The organism is Nocardioides sp. YIM B13467 (genome assembly GCF_042788075.1).
Lineage (GTDB): Bacteria > Actinomycetota > Actinomycetes > Propionibacteriales > Nocardioidaceae > Nocardioides.
In genome coordinates this window covers 1-18900 of sequence record NZ_JBHZPJ010000024.1, presented here as the reverse complement: position 1 = coordinate 18900, position 18900 = coordinate 1, and the positions used below count along the sequence as shown (strand labels likewise).

21 protein-coding genes and 1 pseudogene are annotated in these 18900 nt (G+C 68.8%); 10 read left to right on the top strand and 12 right to left on the bottom strand.

Annotated elements, in window-relative coordinates; all coding sequences use genetic code 11:
• Positions 1-668, top strand: a 668-nt coding sequence (locus ACFX43_RS05835) for an NAD(P)H-binding protein (protein ID WP_378818110.1), incomplete at its 5' end; no start/stop codon positions are given.
• Between the two features lie 16 nt (positions 669-684).
• Here the strand turns inward: ACFX43_RS05835 and ACFX43_RS05830 are convergent.
• Positions 685-1230: a GNAT family N-acetyltransferase gene (locus tag ACFX43_RS05830; RefSeq protein ID WP_378818108.1), complete on the bottom strand. Its 546-nt coding sequence runs from the start codon at positions 1228-1230 to the stop codon at positions 685-687.
• A 66-nt stretch (positions 1231-1296) separates the two neighbouring features.
• Here ACFX43_RS05830 and ACFX43_RS05825 point away from each other — a divergent pair, with 66 nt between their 5' ends.
• Together ACFX43_RS05825 and ACFX43_RS05820 are read left to right on the top strand one after the other, a co-directional pair.
• The gene (locus tag ACFX43_RS05825) at positions 1297-2880 is read left to right on the top strand and encodes a flavin monoamine oxidase family protein (protein WP_378818105.1); all 1584 of its coding nucleotides are present in this window, start codon (positions 1297-1299) and stop codon (positions 2878-2880) included.
• Positions 2877-3536 carry a Rid family hydrolase gene (locus ACFX43_RS05820; protein ID WP_378818102.1) on the top strand — a complete coding sequence of 220 codons (660 nt, stop codon included), beginning with the start codon at positions 2877-2879 and terminating at the stop codon, positions 3534-3536. Before ACFX43_RS05825 ends, ACFX43_RS05820 begins: the two co-directional genes overlap by 4 nt.
• 74 nt (positions 3537-3610) lie before the next feature.
• Here ACFX43_RS05820 and ACFX43_RS05815 read toward each other — a convergent pair whose 3' ends face one another.
• Both ACFX43_RS05815 and ACFX43_RS05810 read right to left on the bottom strand, forming a co-directional pair.
• A complete protein-coding gene (locus tag ACFX43_RS05815; RefSeq protein ID WP_141790972.1) occupies positions 3611-3829 on the bottom strand; it encodes a hypothetical protein in 219 nt (72 codons plus the stop codon).
• A 72-nt stretch (positions 3830-3901) separates the two neighbouring features.
• Positions 3902-5314 carry a flavin-containing monooxygenase gene (locus ACFX43_RS05810; protein WP_378818098.1) on the bottom strand — a complete coding sequence of 471 codons (1413 nt, stop codon included), beginning with the start codon at positions 5312-5314 and terminating at the stop codon, positions 3902-3904.
• A gap of 135 nt (positions 5315-5449) precedes the next feature.
• On the opposite strand from ACFX43_RS05810, the gene ACFX43_RS05805 reads away from it, so the two are divergent.
• Both ACFX43_RS05805 and bfr read left to right on the top strand, forming a co-directional pair.
• Positions 5450-5653: a bacterioferritin-associated ferredoxin gene (locus ACFX43_RS05805; RefSeq protein ID WP_378818095.1), complete on the top strand. Its 204-nt coding sequence runs from the start codon at positions 5450-5452 to the stop codon at positions 5651-5653.
• Positions 5654-5741: 88 nt separating this feature from the next.
• Positions 5742-6230, top strand: coding sequence for a bacterioferritin (bfr, locus tag ACFX43_RS05800; RefSeq protein ID WP_378818092.1), 489 nt, complete (start codon positions 5742-5744; stop codon positions 6228-6230).
• Between the two features lie 22 nt (positions 6231-6252).
• On the opposite strand, the gene ACFX43_RS05795 is transcribed toward bfr, so the two are convergent.
• The 4 genes from ACFX43_RS05795 to ACFX43_RS05780 form a co-directional block, all read right to left on the bottom strand.
• Positions 6253-6639: a VOC family protein gene (locus ACFX43_RS05795; RefSeq protein ID WP_378818090.1), complete on the bottom strand. Its 387-nt coding sequence runs from the start codon at positions 6637-6639 to the stop codon at positions 6253-6255.
• Between the two features lie 11 nt (positions 6640-6650).
• Entirely contained in the window at positions 6651-7241 is a 591-nt protein-coding gene (locus ACFX43_RS05790) for a hypothetical protein (protein ID WP_378818087.1), read from the bottom strand.
• A 135-nt stretch (positions 7242-7376) separates the two neighbouring features.
• Positions 7377-8894: a glycerol kinase GlpK gene (gene glpK, locus ACFX43_RS05785; protein WP_378818085.1), complete on the bottom strand. Its 1518-nt coding sequence runs from the start codon at positions 8892-8894 to the stop codon at positions 7377-7379.
• Between the two features lie 39 nt (positions 8895-8933).
• Entirely contained in the window at positions 8934-9782 is an 849-nt protein-coding gene (locus ACFX43_RS05780) for an MIP/aquaporin family protein (RefSeq protein WP_378818082.1), read from the bottom strand.
• A 182-nt stretch (positions 9783-9964) separates the two neighbouring features.
• On the opposite strand from ACFX43_RS05780, the gene ACFX43_RS05775 reads away from it, so the two are divergent.
• Together ACFX43_RS05775 and glpK (ACFX43_RS05770) are read left to right on the top strand one after the other, a co-directional pair.
• Positions 9965-10735 carry an IclR family transcriptional regulator gene (locus tag ACFX43_RS05775; protein ID WP_378818079.1) on the top strand — a complete coding sequence of 257 codons (771 nt, stop codon included), beginning with the start codon at positions 9965-9967 and terminating at the stop codon, positions 10733-10735.
• The gene (glpK, locus tag ACFX43_RS05770; RefSeq protein WP_378818076.1) at positions 10732-12234 is read left to right on the top strand and encodes a glycerol kinase GlpK; all 1503 of its coding nucleotides are present in this window, start codon (positions 10732-10734) and stop codon (positions 12232-12234) included. Before ACFX43_RS05775 ends, glpK (ACFX43_RS05770) begins: the two co-directional genes overlap by 4 nt.
• Before the next feature lie 135 nt (positions 12235-12369).
• Here the strand turns inward: glpK (ACFX43_RS05770) and ACFX43_RS05765 are convergent.
• A pseudogene (locus ACFX43_RS05765) lies at positions 12370-13284 on the bottom strand (TDT family transporter); the annotation flags it as partial.
• 115 nt (positions 13285-13399) lie between these two features.
• Here ACFX43_RS05765 and ACFX43_RS05760 point away from each other — a divergent pair.
• Positions 13400-14287, top strand: coding sequence for a LysR family transcriptional regulator (locus ACFX43_RS05760; protein WP_378818112.1), 888 nt, complete (start codon positions 13400-13402; stop codon positions 14285-14287).
• Between the two features lie 48 nt (positions 14288-14335).
• Here the strand turns inward: ACFX43_RS05760 and ACFX43_RS05755 are convergent, their stop codons facing one another.
• From ACFX43_RS05755 to ACFX43_RS05740, 4 genes are all read right to left on the bottom strand, one after another.
• Positions 14336-15109 carry a MerR family transcriptional regulator gene (locus ACFX43_RS05755; RefSeq protein ID WP_378818073.1) on the bottom strand — a complete coding sequence of 258 codons (774 nt, stop codon included), beginning with the start codon at positions 15107-15109 and terminating at the stop codon, positions 14336-14338.
• 40 nt (positions 15110-15149) lie between these two features.
• Positions 15150-15914 (bottom strand): ABC transporter permease, encoded by a 765-nt coding sequence (locus ACFX43_RS05750; protein WP_378818071.1) that lies wholly within the window; start codon positions 15912-15914, stop codon positions 15150-15152.
• A complete protein-coding gene (locus ACFX43_RS05745) occupies positions 15911-16708 on the bottom strand; it encodes an ABC transporter ATP-binding protein (protein ID WP_378818068.1) in 798 nt (265 codons plus the stop codon). Before ACFX43_RS05745 ends, ACFX43_RS05750 begins: the two co-directional genes overlap by 4 nt.
• 112 nt (positions 16709-16820) lie before the next feature.
• Positions 16821-17210, bottom strand: coding sequence for a DUF1801 domain-containing protein (locus tag ACFX43_RS05740; protein WP_378818065.1), 390 nt, complete (start codon positions 17208-17210; stop codon positions 16821-16823).
• Between the two features lie 104 nt (positions 17211-17314).
• On the opposite strand from ACFX43_RS05740, the gene ACFX43_RS05735 reads away from it, so the two are divergent.
• Both ACFX43_RS05735 and ACFX43_RS05730 read left to right on the top strand, forming a co-directional pair.
• Positions 17315-17773: a MerR family transcriptional regulator gene (locus ACFX43_RS05735; protein WP_378818063.1), complete on the top strand. Its 459-nt coding sequence runs from the start codon at positions 17315-17317 to the stop codon at positions 17771-17773.
• Between the two features lie 32 nt (positions 17774-17805).
• Positions 17806-18852 carry an NAD(P)-dependent alcohol dehydrogenase gene (locus ACFX43_RS05730; RefSeq protein ID WP_378818060.1) on the top strand — a complete coding sequence of 349 codons (1047 nt, stop codon included), beginning with the start codon at positions 17806-17808 and terminating at the stop codon, positions 18850-18852.
• The last annotated feature ends 48 nt before the right edge of the window (positions 18853-18900 follow it).

The following is an 18900-nucleotide window of genomic DNA, read 5'->3' as shown; positions in this document are numbered from 1 at the left end:
TGCCCCCCCCCGACGCGCTGTTCCTGATCGTCAGCGGCGCCGGCGCCCATGTCGACGGGCCGGCACTGATGAAGCATGCCGAGGCGGCAGGCGTACGCCGCGTTGTCCTGCTCTCCTCGCAGGCCGTCGGCACCCGGCCTGGGACGCCGTCGCACGCACCGCTCGCCGACCTCGAAGAGGCGGTGCGGAGCTCGGCGATGGAGTGGACGATCCTGCGTCCCGGCGGCTTCGCGAGCAACGCGCTCGCCTGGGTGCCGATGATCCAGGAGACGAACGCCGTCCACGCGCCGTACGGAGATGTCGCGCTTCCGGTGGTCGACCCCCTCGACATCGCCGAGGTCGCCGCGGCGACCCTGACCGAGGACGGTCACTCGGGGCGGACGTACGAGATCACCGGTCCCGCCGCGACCACGCCGCGGCAACGAGTCGAGGAGATCGCCGCCGCGACCGGGCGTCCGCTGGTGTTCGTCGAGCTGACCCCGGAGGAGGCGCGAGGCCAGATGGCTGAGTTCATGCCGACGGTCGTCGTCGAGGGGACGCTCGCCATCCTCGGGCACCCGACCGCCGACGAGCAGGCGGTCAGCCCGCACGTCGAGGAGGTGCTCGGCAGGCCGGCCCGCGGTTTCGGGGAGTGGGCGCGGCGGTTCGCCGCTGCGTACCAGGTCTGAGGTCGGGGGCCCGAGGTCAGCTACCGCCGGCGGCGCCCAGCTCCAACAGCTCGGCGCCGTCGATGCGGTGGACCTCCCACTCGTTCTGCGGGACCGAGCCGAGGGAGCGGTAGAAGGCGATCGACGGTTCGTTCCACGTCAGCACCCACCACTCGAGGCGGCGCCAGTCGTTCTCGACGCAGATCTCGGCGAGGCGTACGAGGAGGGCCTTGCCGGCGCCGGCGCCGCGGTGGGCCGGGTCGACGAAGAGGTCCTCGAGCCAGATGCCGTTGCGGCCGGTCCAGGTGGAGAAGGTGACGTACCAGACCGCCATGCCGATGACCGTGCCGTCGAGCTCGGCGATGAGGCAGCGGGTGGTCGGGGTGCCCGACTCGGGGAAGAGCGCCGCGGTGAAGTCGGTCTCCGTGGCCTCGACGGCGTCGGGCTCCTTCTCGTAGACGGCCAGGGCGTGGACGAGACGGAGGATCTCGGGTACGTCGGTGGGAGCTGCATCGCGGATGGTGACGGTCACGGTGCTAAGGCTACTGACGAGTTGGCGAACACGCGTTCTAGCGAGACGCAATCGCAATCGCGGTGCAACAAAGGCTTCCTACGTTTCGGGGCGTCCCCAACAGATTGGATCCCCCACATGACTCAGACTCAGTCACGTCGGAACTTCCTGCGCAACGTCGGCATCGCCGGCGGCGCGGGAGTCATGTTGCACAGCATGGGTGCTCTCGGGCTCACCTCGGCTCACGCCGCGGAGACCCCCAGCTTCACTCCTCCCAAGCCTTCCGATCTCGCCCGGGCCGGCAGCAAGTCGGTCGTCATCCTCGGCGGCGGCATCGCCGGGCTCACCGCTGCGTACGAGCTGCTCAAGGGTGGCTACAAGGTCACCGTGCTCGAGGGACGCGAGCGGCCGGGCGGTCGCAACTTCACCGTGCGCGGCGGCACCCGGGTGACCGATCTGAACGGGGTCACGCAGGTGGCCGGGTTCTCCAAGGGTCAGTACATGAACGCGGGGCCCGGGCGGCTGCCGCAGAGCCACATCACGCTCGACTACTGCAAGGAGCTGGGCGTCCCGATCGAGGCGTTCACCAACCAGAACGCCAACGCCCTGCTCTACTACCCCGGCGACCACGGCATCGGCGCGGTACAGATGCGTCACGCGAAGGCGGACACGTACGGCTATGTCTCCGAGCTCCTCGCGAAGGCGACCGACAAGGGTGCCCTGGACGAGGAGCTGACCGCCGCCGACAAGGAGGCGCTGATCGCCTTCCTGAGGAACTTCGGCGACCTCGGCTCCAAGGCGGAGGGGTACGCCTACACCGGCTCCAGCCGCGCGGGCTACACGGTCGAGCCCGGGGCCGGGCAGGAGTCCGGCACCGAGGTCGCCCCGAACTCGATGAGCGCTGTCCTAGCCGCCGGGCTGGGTCAGTACTTCTCCTTCGAGTTCGGCTACGACCAGGCGATGATGATGTATCAGCCGGTCGGCGGCATGGACGCGATCCCCAAAGCCTTCGCCCAGGCCGTCGGGGCGCGCAACATCCGCTACGGGGCCGAGGTCGTCGAGTGGAACAACACCTCGACCGGCGTCTCGGTGGCCTACAAGGCTCGCGGGAGGACCGAGACCATCAAGGCGGACTTCGCGATCAACTGCATGCCGCCGAACATCGCGGCCAAGGTCCAGCACAACCTCGGCGCCGACATCACCGCGAGCCTGAAGTCCTTCGGGCCCTCGAACGCCGGCAAGATCGGGATCGAGTACGACCGGCGCTGGTGGGAGGAGGACTTCCGGATCTACGGCGGCATCACCAACACCCGCCTCGACCTGCGCAACATGTGGCACCCGTCGTACGGATTCAACGGGGACAAGGGCACGATGATCGGCTACTACAACACCGGTAGCGCGGCCGACACCTACGGTGCGCTCAGCCCCGCCCAGCGGCTCTCGCGGGCGGTGGACATGGGCAAGCAGATCTTCGGGGACGTCTACGGCGAGGGCATCACGGCCTCCTACAGCCAGGACTGGAAGTCGCAGAAGTTCTCCGAGGGGGCCTGGGCGTACTCGACGACGGCCGACACCGACCCGCTCTACACGCGGCTGCTGGACGCCACCGGCAACACGTACTTCGCCGGTGACCACCTCAGCCACTCGGTGGCCTGGCAGCACGGCGCGATCACGGCCGCCCGGGCGGCCGTCGAGAAGCTGCACGCGCGGGTGACGGCATGATGTCGCCGCGTGCGAAGGTGCTGGCGGTGGTCGGGTTGACCGCGGCCCTGGTCGCTCCGACGGCGGCGGTCGCCGGGAGCAGGTGGTCGGACTTCCCACCGCGTGGCGGGGAGACGATCTCGGTGCTACCCGCGGGACAGGACAACCCGTCGATCGCCAACGGCGTCGCGATCGGCCCGGAGGCCGCGATCTACAAGACCAGCGGGCTCGGTCCGTCTCGGCTCAACACGGGGGCGAGCGGCGAGGCGGCCTACATCGACACCGCGGTGTTCCCGGGTGGCGAGCTGCCGCCGGGGGTGACCATCACCGAGGCCCAGGGGATCAACGTGCTGCGCCGGATCGGGGAGAACCTCGAGGCGGCCGGGCTCTCCTACGACGACGTGATCACGATGCGGGTCTTCCTGCAGAACCCCGCGGGCGAGGCGAAGATGGACTTCGCGGGCTGGAACCGGGCCTACCGGCAGTTCTTCGCGAACACGTCGGTCTCGACCGGCGAGGCGATCCCGGTGCCGCTGGGCACGGCTGCCCCGGCGGCCCCGATGGTCGTCAACCCCGCCCGGCCGTCGCGGTTCGCGCTCGAGATCGAGAACCTGCCCGTCGACGGATGGCTCGTCGAGGTGGAGGTCGACGCGGCCTACCCGGCAAAACGGAGGTAGACCCCTTCACAAACGAGATCGCCCTCTCCGAGCAGTGCTCGGGGAGGGCGATTCTCGTGCAGCTCAGACGGTGGTCAGAGCTTGGAAAGCTTGGGGAAGGGGCTGGCGATACGCACCAGTCGGGGACCGAAGTCGACAGTGACTGCGGCCGTTTCTTTGTTGACGACCCGACCCAGGCCGAAGGAGTCGTGGGAAACCAGGTCCCCTGACTCGAACTGCTCAATGACCGGCTCGGGATCTGCCTTGAAAGGACTCGCGGCGAAGTGTCGCCGCCGGGGGGTTGAGGTAGTCATCCCTTCGAGTATGTGGCCTCAGACACGAATAAGGGAATGCACAGGTTGGTCACAATGGCCTATCAGATCGTTTCAGGCCGGCGTGTAGTCGGCCTTGTCGTAGCTGGCGCTGCGGCGGTAATGGGCCGAGATGCTGGGCCAGTTGGTGGTGATGCGGCCGTTCCGCTCGCGATACCAGGAGGTGCATTTGCTCCAGACGCTGTCGGCCAGCTTGTCCTGGATCCGCGCGTCGTAGGCCTCCTCGACCTCCGCTCTCACCTCGAGCGGGCCGGCGTCGGCGACGTGATCGGCGTACCGGCCGAGGTAGCGCGCCTGGGTCTCCAGGAAGAAGATGATCGAGCCGCCACCGGTGTTGGTGTTGGGGCCGTACATGATCAGCAGGTTGGGGAATCCCGGGACGGTCATGCCGTGGTAGGCGTGGGCGCCGTCCTTCCAATGGGTGTGCAGGTCGCGGCCCTGGGTGCCGGTGATCGTCATCGGGGCGAGGAAGTCGGTGGCCTTGAACCCGGTGCCCCAGATGATCACGTCGACCTGGTGGTGCTGCCCGTCGGCGGTCGTCACACCGGTCGGGGTGATCTCGACGATGTCGTCGGTGATCACGTCCACGTTGGGCTGGGCGAGGGCCGGCAGGTAGTCGTCTGCGAAGAGGATTCGCTTGCAGCCGAACGGGTAGTCGGGCCAGACCTTCTCGAAGAGCCCCGGCTTCGCCGCGGTCTGCGCCTTCATGTGGCGCTTGGACCAGGCCCGCATGACCGCGCCGAACGGCTTGACGTGGAAGGACGTGGTGAGCCACTCGGCCTGGACCCAGATCTTCGCGCGGTTGAGGAGCTGCGGGATCGGGCTGGCGGCGTCGGTCCGCTCGAAGTCCTTGCGGGGGACGATGTAGGGCGCCGAGCGCTGGAAGAGGAGCACCTGCGCCGCTTCCTTGCGCACCTCGGGCACGAACTGGATGGCGCTGGCCCCGGTGCCGATCACCGCGACCCGCTTGTCCTGGAGGCTCAGATCGTGGTTCCACTCGGCGGAGTGGAAGGCCTCTCCCCGGAACGTGTCGGCGCCGGGGATGTTCGGGATCGACGGCCGGGAGAGCTGGCCGACGGCGGGGACGAACAGATCGACCGTCTCCGTCTCCCCCGTGCTGAGCTCGAGCTGCCAGGTCTTCGACTCGTCGTCCCAGCGGGCGGCGGTCACCTCTGTGTGGAACCGGATGTGGCGGCGTACGTCGTACTTGTCGACGACCCGGTGGATGTAGTCGAGGATCGCGGGCTGGCGGGAGAACTTGTGGGGCCAGTGCGGGTTGGGCTCGAAAGAGTAGGAGTAGAGGCTGGAAGGTACGTCGCAGGCGGCACCCGGGTAGGTGTTCTCCCGCCAGACACCGCCGACGTCTCCGGCCTTCTCGAACACGACGATGTCGTCGTGGCCGCGCTTCTTGAGCTCGATCGTGGCGGCCAGGCCGCCGAAGCCGGTGCCGATGACTGCGATGCGCAAGAGATCCTCCGAGGGCCGGGAGCGACGGTGTGACCTGGACCATACCGGGAGAATGTGAATCTCCGCGAGGCGACCGAAAGGTAAGAAGTGGGACGCCCGCTCGTCATCGCGATTAGGTTCGGCTAACCTAAACCTATGATCGTCTGCCAGTGCCGAGTCGTCACGGACCGTGACGTCGACGCTGCCCTGGCGGACGGGGCGCGCACGGTCAGTGCGATCTGTCGCTCCACGGGAGCCGCTCAGGACTGTGGCTCTTGCATCTTCTCGGTGAAGAAGCTGGTCAGCCAGCATCTCGAGCAGGAGTGCTCGCACCTCGCGGCCGACGGCGCCGCGAGCTGACGTACGCAACCGGTCACAAACTGAGTCTGTCCTCACTTCCAGGGTGCCGTGCGAGTATCGGGACAGATCCCGTTACCGGAGGTACGTCATGCAGCCAGTCGATCCACGCGTCGTCGAGCTCCTCAACGAGGCGCTCACGTTCGAGCTCACGGTCACCAACACCTACTTCCTGCATGCTCGGATGCTCGACAACTGGGGGCTGCCCAAGCTCGGCAAGGTCTTCTACGACCTCTCCATCGACGAGATGCGTGACGCCGACGAGCTGATCAACCGGATCCTGATGTTCGACGGCCACCCCAACGTGCAGCGCCTCAACGCCATCCAGGTCGGCGAGACCGCCGAGGAGATGCTCTCCCTCGCGCTGGCGAGCGAGCGCGCCGCGGTCGCCCAGTTCAACGCCGGCGGCGAGGAGTGCCACCAGCTCGGTGACCACGGCACCGCCACCGTCTTCGAGGAGATGGTCCGCGACGAGGAGAAGCACGCCGACTGGTTCGAGTCCCAGCTCGACGCGATCGATCGCGTCGGCCTCCAGGCGTACCTGGCTCAGCACATCGGCGCAGGTGAAGGACCCGGCTGAGCCGGGCCCTCCGTGCTTTCCCTCAGGCAGGCACCGCGTCGTCGATGCAGAGGATGTTGTCCTCGCTGTCCTTGAACCAGGCTGCGTGACCGGCCTCGCCCATGCCGGCGACGTCGCCGTCCCAGGTCACTCCGGGCATCTCGTAGTGCTCGAAGCTGACTCCCTTGGCGCGCAGGTCTTCGGTCTCCTTGCGGACGTCGGCCACGTGGAACTGGGCGATCGTGTGCCCGGCCTTGCCCGCCTGCTCGGTCTCGTAGAGGTGGAAGGACGTCCCGCCGGCTGTCGTGTAGACCAGCCAGCCTTCGCTCTCCTCGCTCGGCTCGAGCCCGAGCTTGTCGGCGTAGAAACGGCGTGCCCGGCCGAGGTCGGCGGCGGGGATGTTCGCCCTCACACTGCTGTCGGTCAACATCGTCGGCCACCTCAGGCGCTCTCGAACCAGGGGTGGTGGAGGTCGTAGAAGGTCGCACCCTTCATCGCGTAGTCCAGCTCGCGGCGTACGTCTGCGGGGGGCTCGATCTGCTCGCCCTTGCGGGCGTCGGCCTCGCTGGTGAACGCGACGGTCTCGACGAAGCTGCCGTCCGCCTCGATCGCGAGAGTGCCGCCGAGGATCTCGGGGCGCATCTCGTGCAGCTGGGTGGTGTCGGCCATCATCGCCTTGAGCCGACTCGGGTCGTCGACGCGGCCGCGGATGATCTGCACGAACCCGGCTTCGTCGGAGCCGCCGTCGAACAGCAGCGTGACGTCGTCGCAGTCGTGGAACTCCATCGGCCCGTCCATGACCTCGGCCATCTTCGCGGCCCACTCCCCCTGCTCGGGACGGTCGGAGTTGGCCATCGCCGCCTCGCGTGACTCGAAGCGGACCACCCCGATGAGCTGGCCGTCGTCTGTGAATCCGTAGGTGCCGCCCAGCCACCCGGTCGCGCTCGGCGCCAGGTCTCGACGCCACTCGTCGAGCAACTGGTGGGCCTCGTCCTGCCGGGTGCAGGGGCCCTGGATCATCTGGATGAACATTGCTGCCTCCTCGGTCGTCGGTGCGCCAACGGACCGGTCGAGGCAGTTGCCGGGCCCCGGCCGGGCCCTCTCGCAACGTACGTCCGAAGGGTCGCCCCGCACATACCCCAAACAGGCGTTTTTGAAACGACACCGTCAGTCGACGTCGACCCAGTCGAGCGTGCGGTCGACGGCCTTCCGCCAGCCGGCGTACCCGGCCTCGCGCTGCTCCTCGCTCCAGGCCGGCTTCCAGCGCTTGGACTCGTTCCAGTTCTGGCGGAGCTCGTCGGTGTCCTTCCAGAAGCCGACGGCGAGCCCGGCGGCGTAGGCGGCTCCGAGCGCGGTGGTCTCGGCGACGACCGGGCGGCTGACCTCGACGCCGAGGACGTCGGCCTGGATCTGCATGCACAGCTCGTTGGCGGTGATGCCGCCGTCGACCTTGAGGACCTCGAGGCGTACGCCGGAGTCCTTCTCCATCGCTTCGGCGACGTCACGACTCTGGTAGCAGATCGCCTCCAGGGCCGCTCGGGCGATGTGGCCGCTGTTGTTGAACCGGGACAGGCCGACGATCACGCCGCGGGCGTCCGAGCGCCAGTAGGGGGCGAAGAGACCGGAGAAGGCCGGGACGAAATAGACCCCGCCGTTGTCCTCGACCTCCTTGGCCAGGGCCTCGACCTGCGTGGCGTTGCTGATCACCCGCAGCTGGTCACGCAGCCACTGCACCGCAGAGCCGGTGACGGCGATCGAACCCTCCAGGGCGTACGTCGGTGGCTGGTCGCCGAACTGGTAGCAGACCGTGGTGAGGAGGCCGTTCTGGGAGCGTACGAGCTCCTGGCCGGTGTTGAGGAGGAGGAAGTTGCCGGTGCCGTAGGTGTTCTTGGCCTCGCCGGCGTCCAGACAGACCTGGCCGACCATGGCGGCCTGCTGGTCCCCGAGGATGCCGGTGATCGGGATCTCGCCTCCGAGCGGACCGTTCTCCAGCGTGGTGCCGTAGGCGTTGGGATCGGAGGAGGGCCGGATCTCGGGAAGCATCTGACGCGGGATGTCGAAGAAGCCGAGGAGCTCCTCGTCCCAGTCGAGGGTCTCGAGGTCCATCAGCATCGTTCGGCTGGCGTTGGTGACGTCGGTGACGTGTACGCCCCCGCTGGGACCGCCGGTCAGGTTCCAGACGATCCAGGTGTCGGTGGTGCCGAAGATGGCATCGCCGCTCTCCGCGGCCTCACGGACACCGTCGACGTTCTCCAGGATCCACTGGATCTTGCCTCCGGCGAAGTACGTCGCGGGCGGGAGCCCGGCCTTGCGGCGGATGATGTCGCCGCGCTCGTCCTTGTCGAGAGCGGAGGCGATCCGGTCGGTGCGGGTGTCCTGCCAGACGATCGCGTTGTAGTAGGGCCGTCCGGTCCTCTTGTTCCACACCACGGTGGTCTCGCGCTGGTTGGTGATGCCGAGCGCGGCGATGTCCTTGTCCGTCAGGCCCTTGCTGCCGAGCGCGATCTGGATCACCGCCCTGGTGCGCTCCCAGATCTCCACCGGGTTGTGCTCGACCCAGCCCGCCTTGGGCAGGATCTGCTGGTGCTCCAGCTGATGGCGGGCCACCTCGTTGCCGCCGTGGTCGAAGATCATGCAGCGAGTGCTCGTGGTGCCTTGGTCGACGGATGCGACGTAGTCGGGCATGTCGGTCCTTTCGGTTCTTGTTTCCGGGGCGATCGGTGGTCAGGCAGCGGCAGGCAGGTCGCTGGTCTCCTCAGCCTCCTTCTCGGCGGGCAAGAAGCGGGCAATCAACACCTTGTACGCTCCGGCACCGATGAGTCCACCGACAAGCGGGGCGACGATCGGGATCCAGAAGTAGAGGTCACCGGCCGCGGTCACCCAGGCACCGTCGTAGCCGGTGACGAAGGAGGCCAGCCGCGGCCCGAAGTCACGGGCGGGGTTGATGGCATAGCCGGCGTTCGTGCCCCAGGCCATGCCGATGCCGACGATCACGAACGCGATCGCGACGGGCGAGAACCAGGCGATCGGCGCGGAGTTCTTCGCGTCCGTGATCGCCATGATCAGGAACAGCAGGATCGCGGTGCCGATCACCTGGTCGGCGAAGGCGGTGGTGAGGCTGACGCCGAGCGCGGCGTCGCCGTTGCCCGGGAGCGTGGAGAAGATGCCCTGGGTCGCGTGGGTGTGACCGGGGTCGACGCTGGCGATCGCGTCACCGTACGCCGCGCGGACGATGAGCGCGCCGACGAAGGCGCCGAGGATCTGGGCGATGCTGTAGGGCAGCACCTTGCGCCACTCGAAGTCGCTGAAGACGGCCATCGCGAGGCTGACGGCCGGGTTGAGGTGGGCGCCGCTGATCCGTCCCGCGGTGTAGATGCCCAGCATCACCCCGATCCCCCAGGCCCAGGCGATCGAGTCGTGGTCGCCGAGCGCGCCGTCGCCGGTCGTGACCTGCGCGACCACACCGACTCCGAACAGGATCAGGATCATCGTCCCGGCGAACTCTGCGCTGAGCTCTCCGATCAGGGTTCGACGTACTGCCGAAACGGAGCCCGAGGCGTTTCGTGTTGTCATGCGCTTGCTCCTGCCGTGTGGGGTCTGGCGGACCTCTGCACCGTAGGGGCGCGTGACGGGCGTCACAACGGGGTGCGTTCGGTATGGCCGAACGCGTGCGTGTTTCGCCGGGCGGCACCGGCGGGTCTCTCGATGGCTGAACCCCGGGTAGGGGATTTGTTCGGGCCCTACGCTTTTACCCGATGTCTCGGACCGTGCAATCCGTCGAGCGGGCGGCTGCGCTACTGCGTGTGCTCTCCGCCGCGAGTGAGCCGATGCCTCTTGGTGAGCTGGCGGCCGCCGTCGGGCTGGCCAAGCCGACGGCGCACGGGTTGCTGCGTACGTTGGCGGGGGCGGGGTTCGTCGACCAGGAGCCGGTCACCGGGCGCTATCTGGTGGGGTCGGGGTTGCTCCATCTCGGGTCCGTGACGCTGGACCTCAACGAGCTGCGCTCGGAGACGCTCAACTGGGTGGACACGCTGGCGGCGCGTACGGGCGAGGAGGCGCGGATCGCGGCCTACCGCGACGGCTCCGCGGTGGTGGCGCACCATGTTTTCCGGGCGGGGCCGGGAGTGCAGGTGATGGACACCGGGAAGGCACTGCCGCTGCACGCCACCGCGCTCGGGAAGGTGCTGGTCGCGTTCGATCCGGGCGCAGCCCGCAGCGTGGTCGGGCAGCGGCTGGACCGGCTGACCTTCCGGACGATCACCGACCGGTCGGCGCTGTTGCGGGCGCTGGCGGACGCGCGCGACACCGGGTGGGCCTCGGCCGTCTCCGAGGCACGGCCGGAGCTGGCCGGGATCGCGGCGCCGGTGCGTGACCGGGGCGGGTACGTGGTGGCGGCCGTCGGCATCGCGGGACCGGTGCCGCGACTGTGCGACGCGCGCGGGCTGCCGCGTCAGGATCTCGTCGAGCAGGTCGTCGGGGTCTCCCGGTCGATCTCGCGGGCGCTCGGTCACGGCCGGGCGGCATGAGTCTTCCGCGGTATGTCGCCGCGCTGGACCAGGGCACGACCTCGACCCGGTGCATGCTCTTCGACCGCGAGGGCCGGATGGTGTCGTTGGCGCAGCGGGAGCACCATCAGCACTATCCGCGCGCGGGCTGGGTCGAGCACGACCCCATGGAGATCTGGGACATCGTCTGCCGGGTCGTGCCGGAGGCGCTCGCGGATGCCGGGGCTTCTCCGTCCCAGGTCGTCGGGCTCGGGATCACCAACCAGCGCGAGACCACGGTGGTGTGGGACCGGCACACCGGCCGGCCGGTCCACAACGCGATCGTGTGGCAGGACACCCGGTCCTCCGCCGTGCTGCCCGCTGTCGCCGCCGACATGGCCGAGGCGGAGATCCAGGCTCGGTGCGGGCTGCCGTTGGTGACGTACTTCTCCGGGCCGAAGGTGCGCTGGCTGCTCGACTCGTCTCCTTCGCTGCGGGAGCGGGCGGAGCGCGGGGATCTCCAGTTCGGGACGATGGACTCGTGGCTGGTCTGGAACCTGACCGGCGGAGTGTCGGGCGGGGCGCACGTCACCGACGTGACCAACGCCAGCCGCACCATGCTGATGAACCTCGGCACGCTCGACTGGGATCCGGAGCTGCTGGCGGCGATGCGGGTGCCGCAGGCGATGCTGCCCGAGATCCGGCCGACCGTCTCGTCCTTCGGGACCACGGTCGCGCCGATCGCGGGGATCCCGGTGACGGCGGTGATCGGCGATCAGCAGGCCTCTCTCTTCGGGCAGGCGGGGTTCGACCGCGGCGACGCGAAGTGCACTTTCGGCACGGGCGGCTTCCTGCTCCTCAACACCGGCTCGTCCCCGGTGCGCTCTCAGCACGGGCTGATCACGACGGTCGCGCATGCGATGGAGGGTGAGCCGGCGGCGTACGCCCTGGAGGGGTCGATCGCTGTGGCCGGCTCACTGGTGCAGTGGTTCCGCGACAGCCTCGGGCTGATCCGCTCGGCGGCCGAGATCGAGACGCAGGCGCTGACGGTGGCCGACAACGGTGGCTGCTACGTCGTCCCGGCGTTCACCGGCCTGTACGCACCGCACTGGGAGCCCGAGGCTCGCGGCGTGATCGTCGGGCTGACCTCGTACGTCACCAAGGGGCATCTGTGCCGCGCCGTCCTCGAGGCCACCGCGTGGCAGACCCGCGAGGTCATCGACGCGATGAACGCCGACGCTTCGGCGCCGCTGGCGCGATTGGCCGTCGACGGCGGCATGACCGCCGACAACCTCCTCATGCAGACCATCGCCGACTTCCTCGACATCCCCGTGGTCCGGCCGATGGTCGCCGAGACGGTCTCCCGCGGTGCCGCCTACGCCGCCGGGCTCGGCGCCGGGTACTGGCCCGACCGGCAGGTCCTGCGGCGGCATTGGCGACGGGCGGCCGAGTGGCGGCCCGCCATGTCGGCTGAGCTCCGGGAGGCGGGGTTCGCTCGGTGGCGTCGGGCGGTCGAGCTGGCGATCGGATGGGGCGCCTGATCGGCTACCGGCCGTCGGGACCTTCGCTCGGGGACTCGGCGAGGGTGGGCGTGGCGCCGCCCGGGTGAACAGCCGGACCGTCGCGTAGGCGGCGGCGACCCAGCCGACCAGGAGTCCGAGCGTCGCGATCCCGGCACCGACCTCGACGAGCGCCAGGCCAGTCGCTGCAGCGAGGGCACTGCTGCCGGTGGCGACGGTCCCGACCGGGAACGTGAACGACCACCAGGTCGGGGTCACCGGAAGCCCGTCGCGTACCTGGCGCACCGTCAAGGCCAGCGCCAGGACGGTCCACATCACGGTGAAGCCCCACACCGGCACGCCGTAGCAGACCGCGAGCATGCTGAGCGCGTGCCCGTAGTCGGGCACCACGGACGGCGCGAGCGCTCCGAGGTGGTGGACCGCCGTGGTCGACTGCCCGAGGAAGCCGAGCACGATCCAGACGGTGGGCAAGGACGCCGGGGCGAGTGCGCCGTGGCGGACGAGCCGCTGCCAGAGCTGGTTGAGGACGAGAAGTCCGGCGATGACGGTCAGGCCGAAGAAGGCGTAGCAGAGGACCAGGAGGGTCTCCCGGGGCTGCCCTGCCGGGAGGTGCGGCACAAGCGCGGCACCGGTCGTCGCCGAGACCATCGGAGGAACGACTGGCATCAGCCAACCACCGGTGGCGCTGTCGTCGGCGACCTCGTGGCGGGTGATCGCCCGGTAGGGCACCGCGACCGCGGTCCACAGACCGAGCAGCGTGCCCGCTGTCCACAGGATCGCCGACAGCGCGACCGCCGCGCCGGCCCCGAGTACGCCCTGGCCGACCCCGATCGCACCGGCACCGACGGTCATCAGCGCCATCGCCGGGGCTCCGTAGAAGTGGGACATCACCGGGTCGTCGTAGTGGCGGCGCAGCAGCGAGGGATCCTGTCGGAGGCCGATCAGCATCGCCGTCACCGTGGCCACCAGCAGGAGACTCGCCGCCAGCCAGAACGCCAGCGCGACCGGCATCGCTCCCGGCACGCGGAAGGGAAGACCGGGAAGGACGACGGCGACGATGCCGGTGCCCATGGTGGCGGCGTACCAGTTCGGACCGTACGGGAGGCTCATGTCTCCATGCTCGGCGCGGCCGCGGAACGCCGGTAGAACCCACCTGACTGTGGGATCACAGGATTACCCTGTGACCATGTTGCCCGACATCCCGTCCCTGCGCCTGCTCGCCGACGTCGCCCGGCTGGGCAGCATCGGAGCCGCGGGACGCGCGGCGGGGATCTCGCAGCAGTCGGCCTCGGAGCGGCTGCGGGCGATAGAGACCCAGGTCGGTCTCGTGCTGGTTCAGCGGGCTCACCGCGGATCGGAGCTGACCCAGGCCGGGAAGCTGCTGGTCGAGTGGAGCGGCGACCTGCTCGAACGCGCGGACGAGATCGAGAACGCCATGCAGACCCTGCGCCGGGGTCGATCCGACGAGCTGCACGTGCATGCCTCGATGACGACCGCTGAATACCTGCTGCCGCGCTGGCTCGTACGTCTGCGGCAGCAGCGGCGGGTGGCGGTGAGCCTGCGCGCCGCCAACTCCGAGGACGTCGTGGCCGCCGTGCGTCAGGGCGAGGCGGACCTGGGATTCGTGGAGGGCCCGGTCGACACCGAGGGGCTCTCGACCACGGGGGTCGGGTTCGACGAGCTGGTGCTGGTCGCGGCTCCTGATGACCGCTGGGCCCGCCGCCGCTCCGGGATCCACGCGAACGAGCTCGCGACCCGCCCGCTGACCTGCCGCGAGCGTGGGTCCGGCACCCGCGCCGTCGTCGAGTCCGCGCTGGCCACCATCGGCGAGCGCCTGGCGGACCCCGAGGTGGAGTTCGCGACGAACGCCGCCATCCTCGCCTCCGTACGTGCCGGCGGGTCGCCCGCGTTCGTGTCGAGCCGAGCCTCCCAGGCCGACCTCGACATGGGAGCGCTCGTCAGCGTGCCGGTGCCGGAGCTGGATCTGTCCCGGGAGTTCCGGGCCGTATGGGTCGGCGGGGCGCGGCCACCCGCCGGGCTGGTGCGCGATCTCCTCGGGATCGCCCGATCCTGAGCTGCGGACGCTCCGCCGACGGCGGCTCGCCCGGCCGACGTACGTTCCCTACTCGTTGATCCGCTCGAGCTTGGTCCAGCCGGTGTAGCCGCGCTTCTCGACCAGGCGCATGAGATCGCGGGCGACGGGGACCTGCTCGACGAACATCGAGTCGAGCAGGGCGACGAGCTCGTCGGGCATGGCCTGGTCGGCGTCGGTGTAGGCGGCCCAGTCCTCGGGCGAGACGGCGTCGAGCTGGGCGACGATCTGATCGGCGATGGACTCCAGGCGGGGGTCGCCGGGCTCCCAGTCGAGCATCGCCTCGAGCTCCCGGTAGGTATCGACGACCGTTGGGTCTTCGAGCTGGCCGACCTTGCTGCGGATGAAGGCTTCCATGCTCTGTGGCTGCTGGGCAGCGACGAGGATCCAGGCGTCGCGCTCACCGTGGATGATCCGCTCGGGGATGCCGAGCTCCCGCAGCCGCTCCAGGTAGCTGACCGCCTCCGGGGGGAGCGCGAGGCTGTCGCCGGAGGCGAGCTGCGCCATGCGCTCGCGGTGGCGCTGACGCTCACGGATCTCGAGTCGGAGACGCTTGTCGATCTCGGCGACCGCCTTCTGGAAATCCTCGTCGCCGGCGTCCAGCAGCTCCTTGACTCGGGAGAGCGGGACGCCGGCGTCGGCGAGGATGCGGATCTTGATCAGGTCGACCACAGCAGCGGCGTCGTAGCGTCGGTATCCCGAATGGTCGCGCTCTGGCTCCACCAGCAGCCCTTTGGCGTGGTAGTGGCGCACAGCCCTGACGGTGACACCGGCGTACGACGCCAGCTGGCTGATCGTGAGCATCCCCGAATAGTGGCGGGAACGCCCGGGTTTGTCGCGTGGTTTAGGCAAACTTGCGGCGGTAGGCAGCGGTGGCCAGGACGTACGCGACAACCAGGAGGCCGACGCACCAGGCCAGTGCGATCCACAGCTCGTTGCCCAGCTCCTGACCGGAGAAGATCGCCCGGATCGAGTCGACGATCGAGGTGACCGGCTGGTGCTCGGCGAAGGCTCGCACCGGGCCGGGCATCGTGTCGGTCGGTACGAACGCCGAGCTGAGGAAGGGCAGGAAGATCAGCGGGTAGGAGAACGCGCTGGCGCCCTCGACCGTGCCGGCCGTCAGGCCCGGGATCACCGCGAGCCAGGTCAGCGCGAGGGTGAACAGGGCCAGGATGCCGACGACCGCGAGCCAGTCGAGCACGCTCGCGCCGGTGCGGAAGCCCATCAGCAGGGCGACGAGCACCACCACGACCAGCGAGATCATGTTCGCGACCACCGAGGTGAGCACGTGACCCCACAGCACCGCGGATCTGGCGATCGGCATCGACTGGAACCGGTCGAACATGCCGCCGTTCTTGTCCTGGAACAGACGGTAAGCGGTGTAGGCGATGCCGGAGGCGATGGTGATCAACAGGATGCCGGGTAGCTGATAGCTGACGTAGCTCTCGTGGGAGCCGGTGTCGATCGCGCCGCCGAAGACGTACACGAACATGAGCATCATCGCGATCGGCGTGATGGCGGTGGTGACGATGGTGTCGGGGCTGCGGCCGATGTGTCGCAGGGAACGGCCGAGCAGGACGGCGGTGTCGCCGAAGAATCGGGTGGTCATCGTGACTCCTTCACGTTGTTCGTGCTGGCGGACTTGCCGTTGGACTTGCTGGTGATGGCGAGGAAGATCTCCTCGAGGGACGGCTGCTTCTCGACGTACTCCTGCTTGGCCGGCGGGAACATCGCCTTGAGCTCGGCGAGGGTTCCGTTGGCGATGATGCGGCCCTCGTGGAGGATCGCGATCCGGTCGGCGAGCTGCTCGGCCTCTTCGAGGTACTGCGTGGTGAGCAGGACCGTCGTGCCGCTCTCGGCGAGCTCCTTGACCGCCTGCCACACCTCGATCCGGGCCTCGGGGTCGAGACCGGTGGTCGGCTCGTCGAGGAAGATCACCGGCGGATTGCCGATCAGGCTCATCGCGATGTCGATCCGGCGGCGCATACCACCGGAGTACGTCGCGACCTTGCGGTTGCCGGCCTCGGTGAGCGAGAACCGGGCGAGGAGCTCGTCGGCGACCGCGCCCGGGTCCTTCTCCCGCAGCAGCTTGGCGATCAGGATGAGGTTCTCGCGACCGGTCAGGATCTCGTCGACGGCGGCGAACTGGCCGGTGAGGCTGATCGACCTACGTACGTCGTTGGCCTGAGTCGCCACGTCGAAGCCGTTGACCGTCGCCTGGCCGCCGTCCGCCTTGAGCAGCGTGGTCAGGATCTTCACGGTCGTGGTCTTGCCTGCGCCGTTGGAGCCGAGGAGGGCGAAGATGCTCCCCTTCTCAACGCTCATGTCGACGCCCTGGAGGACGTGTACGTCGCCGTAGGACTTGGTCAGTCCGGCGATCTGGATTGCTGGTGTCGGGTTCATGTCGAATAGCGTCGAGGGTTGACGCTGGGTCAAGGTCAAGCGGAAGTTTCGATCTTTTTCCGCTGGGCCTGATCGGACCCGACAGGAACGCGAAATGCGCTGGTCGCGGGGGTCAGCCCTTCTGCAGGCGGCGCCAGCCACCGGCCCGGTTGTTGGCCACGATGGCGCGCAGCAGCTCGGTCAGCGCCGGACGGTCGATCGGGTCGTCCCGGTAGATCTGGATGGCACGCCCGGTGGCGTTGCCGTGACCCTGGTTGATGATCCCGGCCGGATCGGGGACGGTCGGGTCGTAGAGGAACAGGTTGATGTGGTCCTTGGTGGCGAGGAGCGCGCACACGTTGCCCTGCAGCACGAAGTAGGGCTGGACCGTCCGCTTGATCGTCTCCTCGATCTCCGGGTCGGCGTCGTGGATGATCTCGCGCAGATCGCGGCAGATGTCGCGCTGCCACTCCGGCAGACCGTCGAGGTAGCTGTCGACGCCGGCATGGGTGCGGATGGCCATGATCGCAATGTACGCCCGGGCCGCGGGCGCCCGGCAAGCCAAATACACAAGTCGATAAATCATCCCTTTGACTTCAAGTACTTGAAGTTCTTAGCGTCTTTGGTGTGACTGCATCAACGACTCGGACGTACACGATCCGAGAGGTGGCGGCGCTGACCGGGCTGCCGGCCAGCACCCTGCGCTACTACGAGACGATCGGGCTGATCTCGCCGGTCAGCCGCGGCGCCAGCAGTGGCCACCGGGTCTATGACGAGACCGACCTGGACCAGCTGACCGGCGTCGCCTGCCTGGCCGCGATCGGCCTCTCGATCGACGACATGAGGGCGTACGTCACCAACAGTCGCCTCGGCAGCGAAGGTGCCGCCGAGCAGATCGACATGCTCACCGAGCACGCCGCTCACCTCGCCCGCGAGGCCGAGAACCTCGAGCTGCGGCGGCGTTACGTCGGTCTCAAGACCGACTACTGGCGCGCTGTCGCCGCCGGCGAGCAGGTCCGCGCCGAGGAGATCGGCGCGCAGGCACACACCTTGGCGGACCAGATCCGCAGCCGCGAGAACCACTGATCCACCACCCATCTCAGACTCAGGAGACACCCATGCGCGTCAACGCGTACGCAGCACCTTCCGCCGGCGAGCCGCTGGCCCCGATCACCATCGAGCGCCGTGAGGTGGGCGCCAACGACGTCCTCATCGCGATCGAGTTCGCCGGCATCTGCCACTCCGACATCCACACCGTCAACGGTGACTGGGGTCCGCAGCCGTTCCCGGTCGTCCCGGGCCACGAGATCGTCGGTCGCGTGACCGAGGTCGGCTCGTCGGTCACCAACCACAAGGTCGGCGACCGCGTCGGCGTCGGCTGCTTCGTGAACTCGTGCCGCGAGTGCGACAACTGCCGCAACGGCGACGAGCAGCACTGCTCGACCCCCGGCGGCGGGGTCGGGACGTACGCCGCGAAGGACCGCGACGGTTCGTTCACCCAGGGTGGCTACTCGACCCACGTCGTCGTCGACGCCCACTTCGCACTCAAGGTGCCCGAGGGCATGGACGCAGCGGCCGCGACTCCGCTGCTGTGTGCTGGCATCACCACGTACGCGCCCCTGAAGAAGTGGGGCGCCGGCCCTGGCAAGAAGGTCGCGATCGTCGGCCTCGGCGGGCTGGGCCACATGGGCGTCCAGATCGCCCACGCGATGGGTGCCGAGGTCACTGTGCTCTCGCAGTCGCTCAAGAAGCAGGAGGACGGGCTGCGGCTCGGCGCAGACCACTACTACGCCACCTCCGACCCGGCGACCTTCGAGCAGCTGGCCAGCTCGTTCGACCTGATCGTGAACACCGTCAGCGCGAAGATCGACCTCGACGCCTACCTCGGCCTGCTCGCCGTGGACGGCACGATGGTCAACGTCGGCGCGCCCGCGGAGCCGCTGAGCGTCAACGTGTTCTCGCTGATCACCAACCGGCGCAACTTCGCCGGCTCGATGATCGGCGGCATCGCGCTGACCCAGGAGATGCTCGACTTCTGCGCCGAGCACGGCATCGGCTCCGAGGTCGAGGTGATCTCGGCGGACCAGATCAACGAGGCGTACGCCCGGGTCCTGGCCTCCGACGTGCGCTACCGCTTCGTGATCGACACGGCCACGCTGGCCTGATCCGTCACGACCATTCGAGAGCGGCAGCCGGATCCAGGTCCGGCTGCC

Coding starts and splice junctions, on each gene's coding strand:
- ACFX43_RS05780 (WP_378818082.1), bottom strand. CDS start 9,782: ATGACAACACGAAACGCCTCGGGCTCCGTTTCGGCAGTACGTCGAACC.
- glpK (WP_378818085.1), bottom strand. CDS start 8,894: ATGCCCGACTACGTCGCATCCGTCGACCAAGGCACCACGAGCACTCGC.
- glpK (WP_378818076.1), top strand. CDS start 10,732: ATGAGTCTTCCGCGGTATGTCGCCGCGCTGGACCAGGGCACGACCTCG.
- bfr (WP_378818092.1), top strand. CDS start 5,742: ATGCAGCCAGTCGATCCACGCGTCGTCGAGCTCCTCAACGAGGCGCTC.
- ACFX43_RS05755 (WP_378818073.1), bottom strand. CDS start 15,109: ATGCTCACGATCAGCCAGCTGGCGTCGTACGCCGGTGTCACCGTCAGG.
- ACFX43_RS05750 (WP_378818071.1), bottom strand. CDS start 15,914: ATGACCACCCGATTCTTCGGCGACACCGCCGTCCTGCTCGGCCGTTCC.
- ACFX43_RS05730 (WP_378818060.1), top strand. CDS start 17,806: ATGCGCGTCAACGCGTACGCAGCACCTTCCGCCGGCGAGCCGCTGGCC.
- ACFX43_RS05820 (WP_378818102.1), top strand. CDS start 2,877: ATGATGTCGCCGCGTGCGAAGGTGCTGGCGGTGGTCGGGTTGACCGCG.
- ACFX43_RS05815 (WP_141790972.1), bottom strand. CDS start 3,829: ATGACTACCTCAACCCCCCGGCGGCGACACTTCGCCGCGAGTCCTTTC.
- ACFX43_RS05825 (WP_378818105.1), top strand. CDS start 1,297: ATGACTCAGACTCAGTCACGTCGGAACTTCCTGCGCAACGTCGGCATC.
- ACFX43_RS05805 (WP_378818095.1), top strand. CDS start 5,450: ATGATCGTCTGCCAGTGCCGAGTCGTCACGGACCGTGACGTCGACGCT.
- ACFX43_RS05745 (WP_378818068.1), bottom strand. CDS start 16,708: ATGAACCCGACACCAGCAATCCAGATCGCCGGACTGACCAAGTCCTAC.
- ACFX43_RS05775 (WP_378818079.1), top strand. CDS start 9,965: ATGTCTCGGACCGTGCAATCCGTCGAGCGGGCGGCTGCGCTACTGCGT.
- ACFX43_RS05740 (WP_378818065.1), bottom strand. CDS start 17,210: ATGGCCATCCGCACCCATGCCGGCGTCGACAGCTACCTCGACGGTCTG.
- ACFX43_RS05795 (WP_378818090.1), bottom strand. CDS start 6,639: ATGTTGACCGACAGCAGTGTGAGGGCGAACATCCCCGCCGCCGACCTC.
- ACFX43_RS05790 (WP_378818087.1), bottom strand. CDS start 7,241: ATGTTCATCCAGATGATCCAGGGCCCCTGCACCCGGCAGGACGAGGCC.
- ACFX43_RS05760 (WP_378818112.1), top strand. CDS start 13,400: ATGTTGCCCGACATCCCGTCCCTGCGCCTGCTCGCCGACGTCGCCCGG.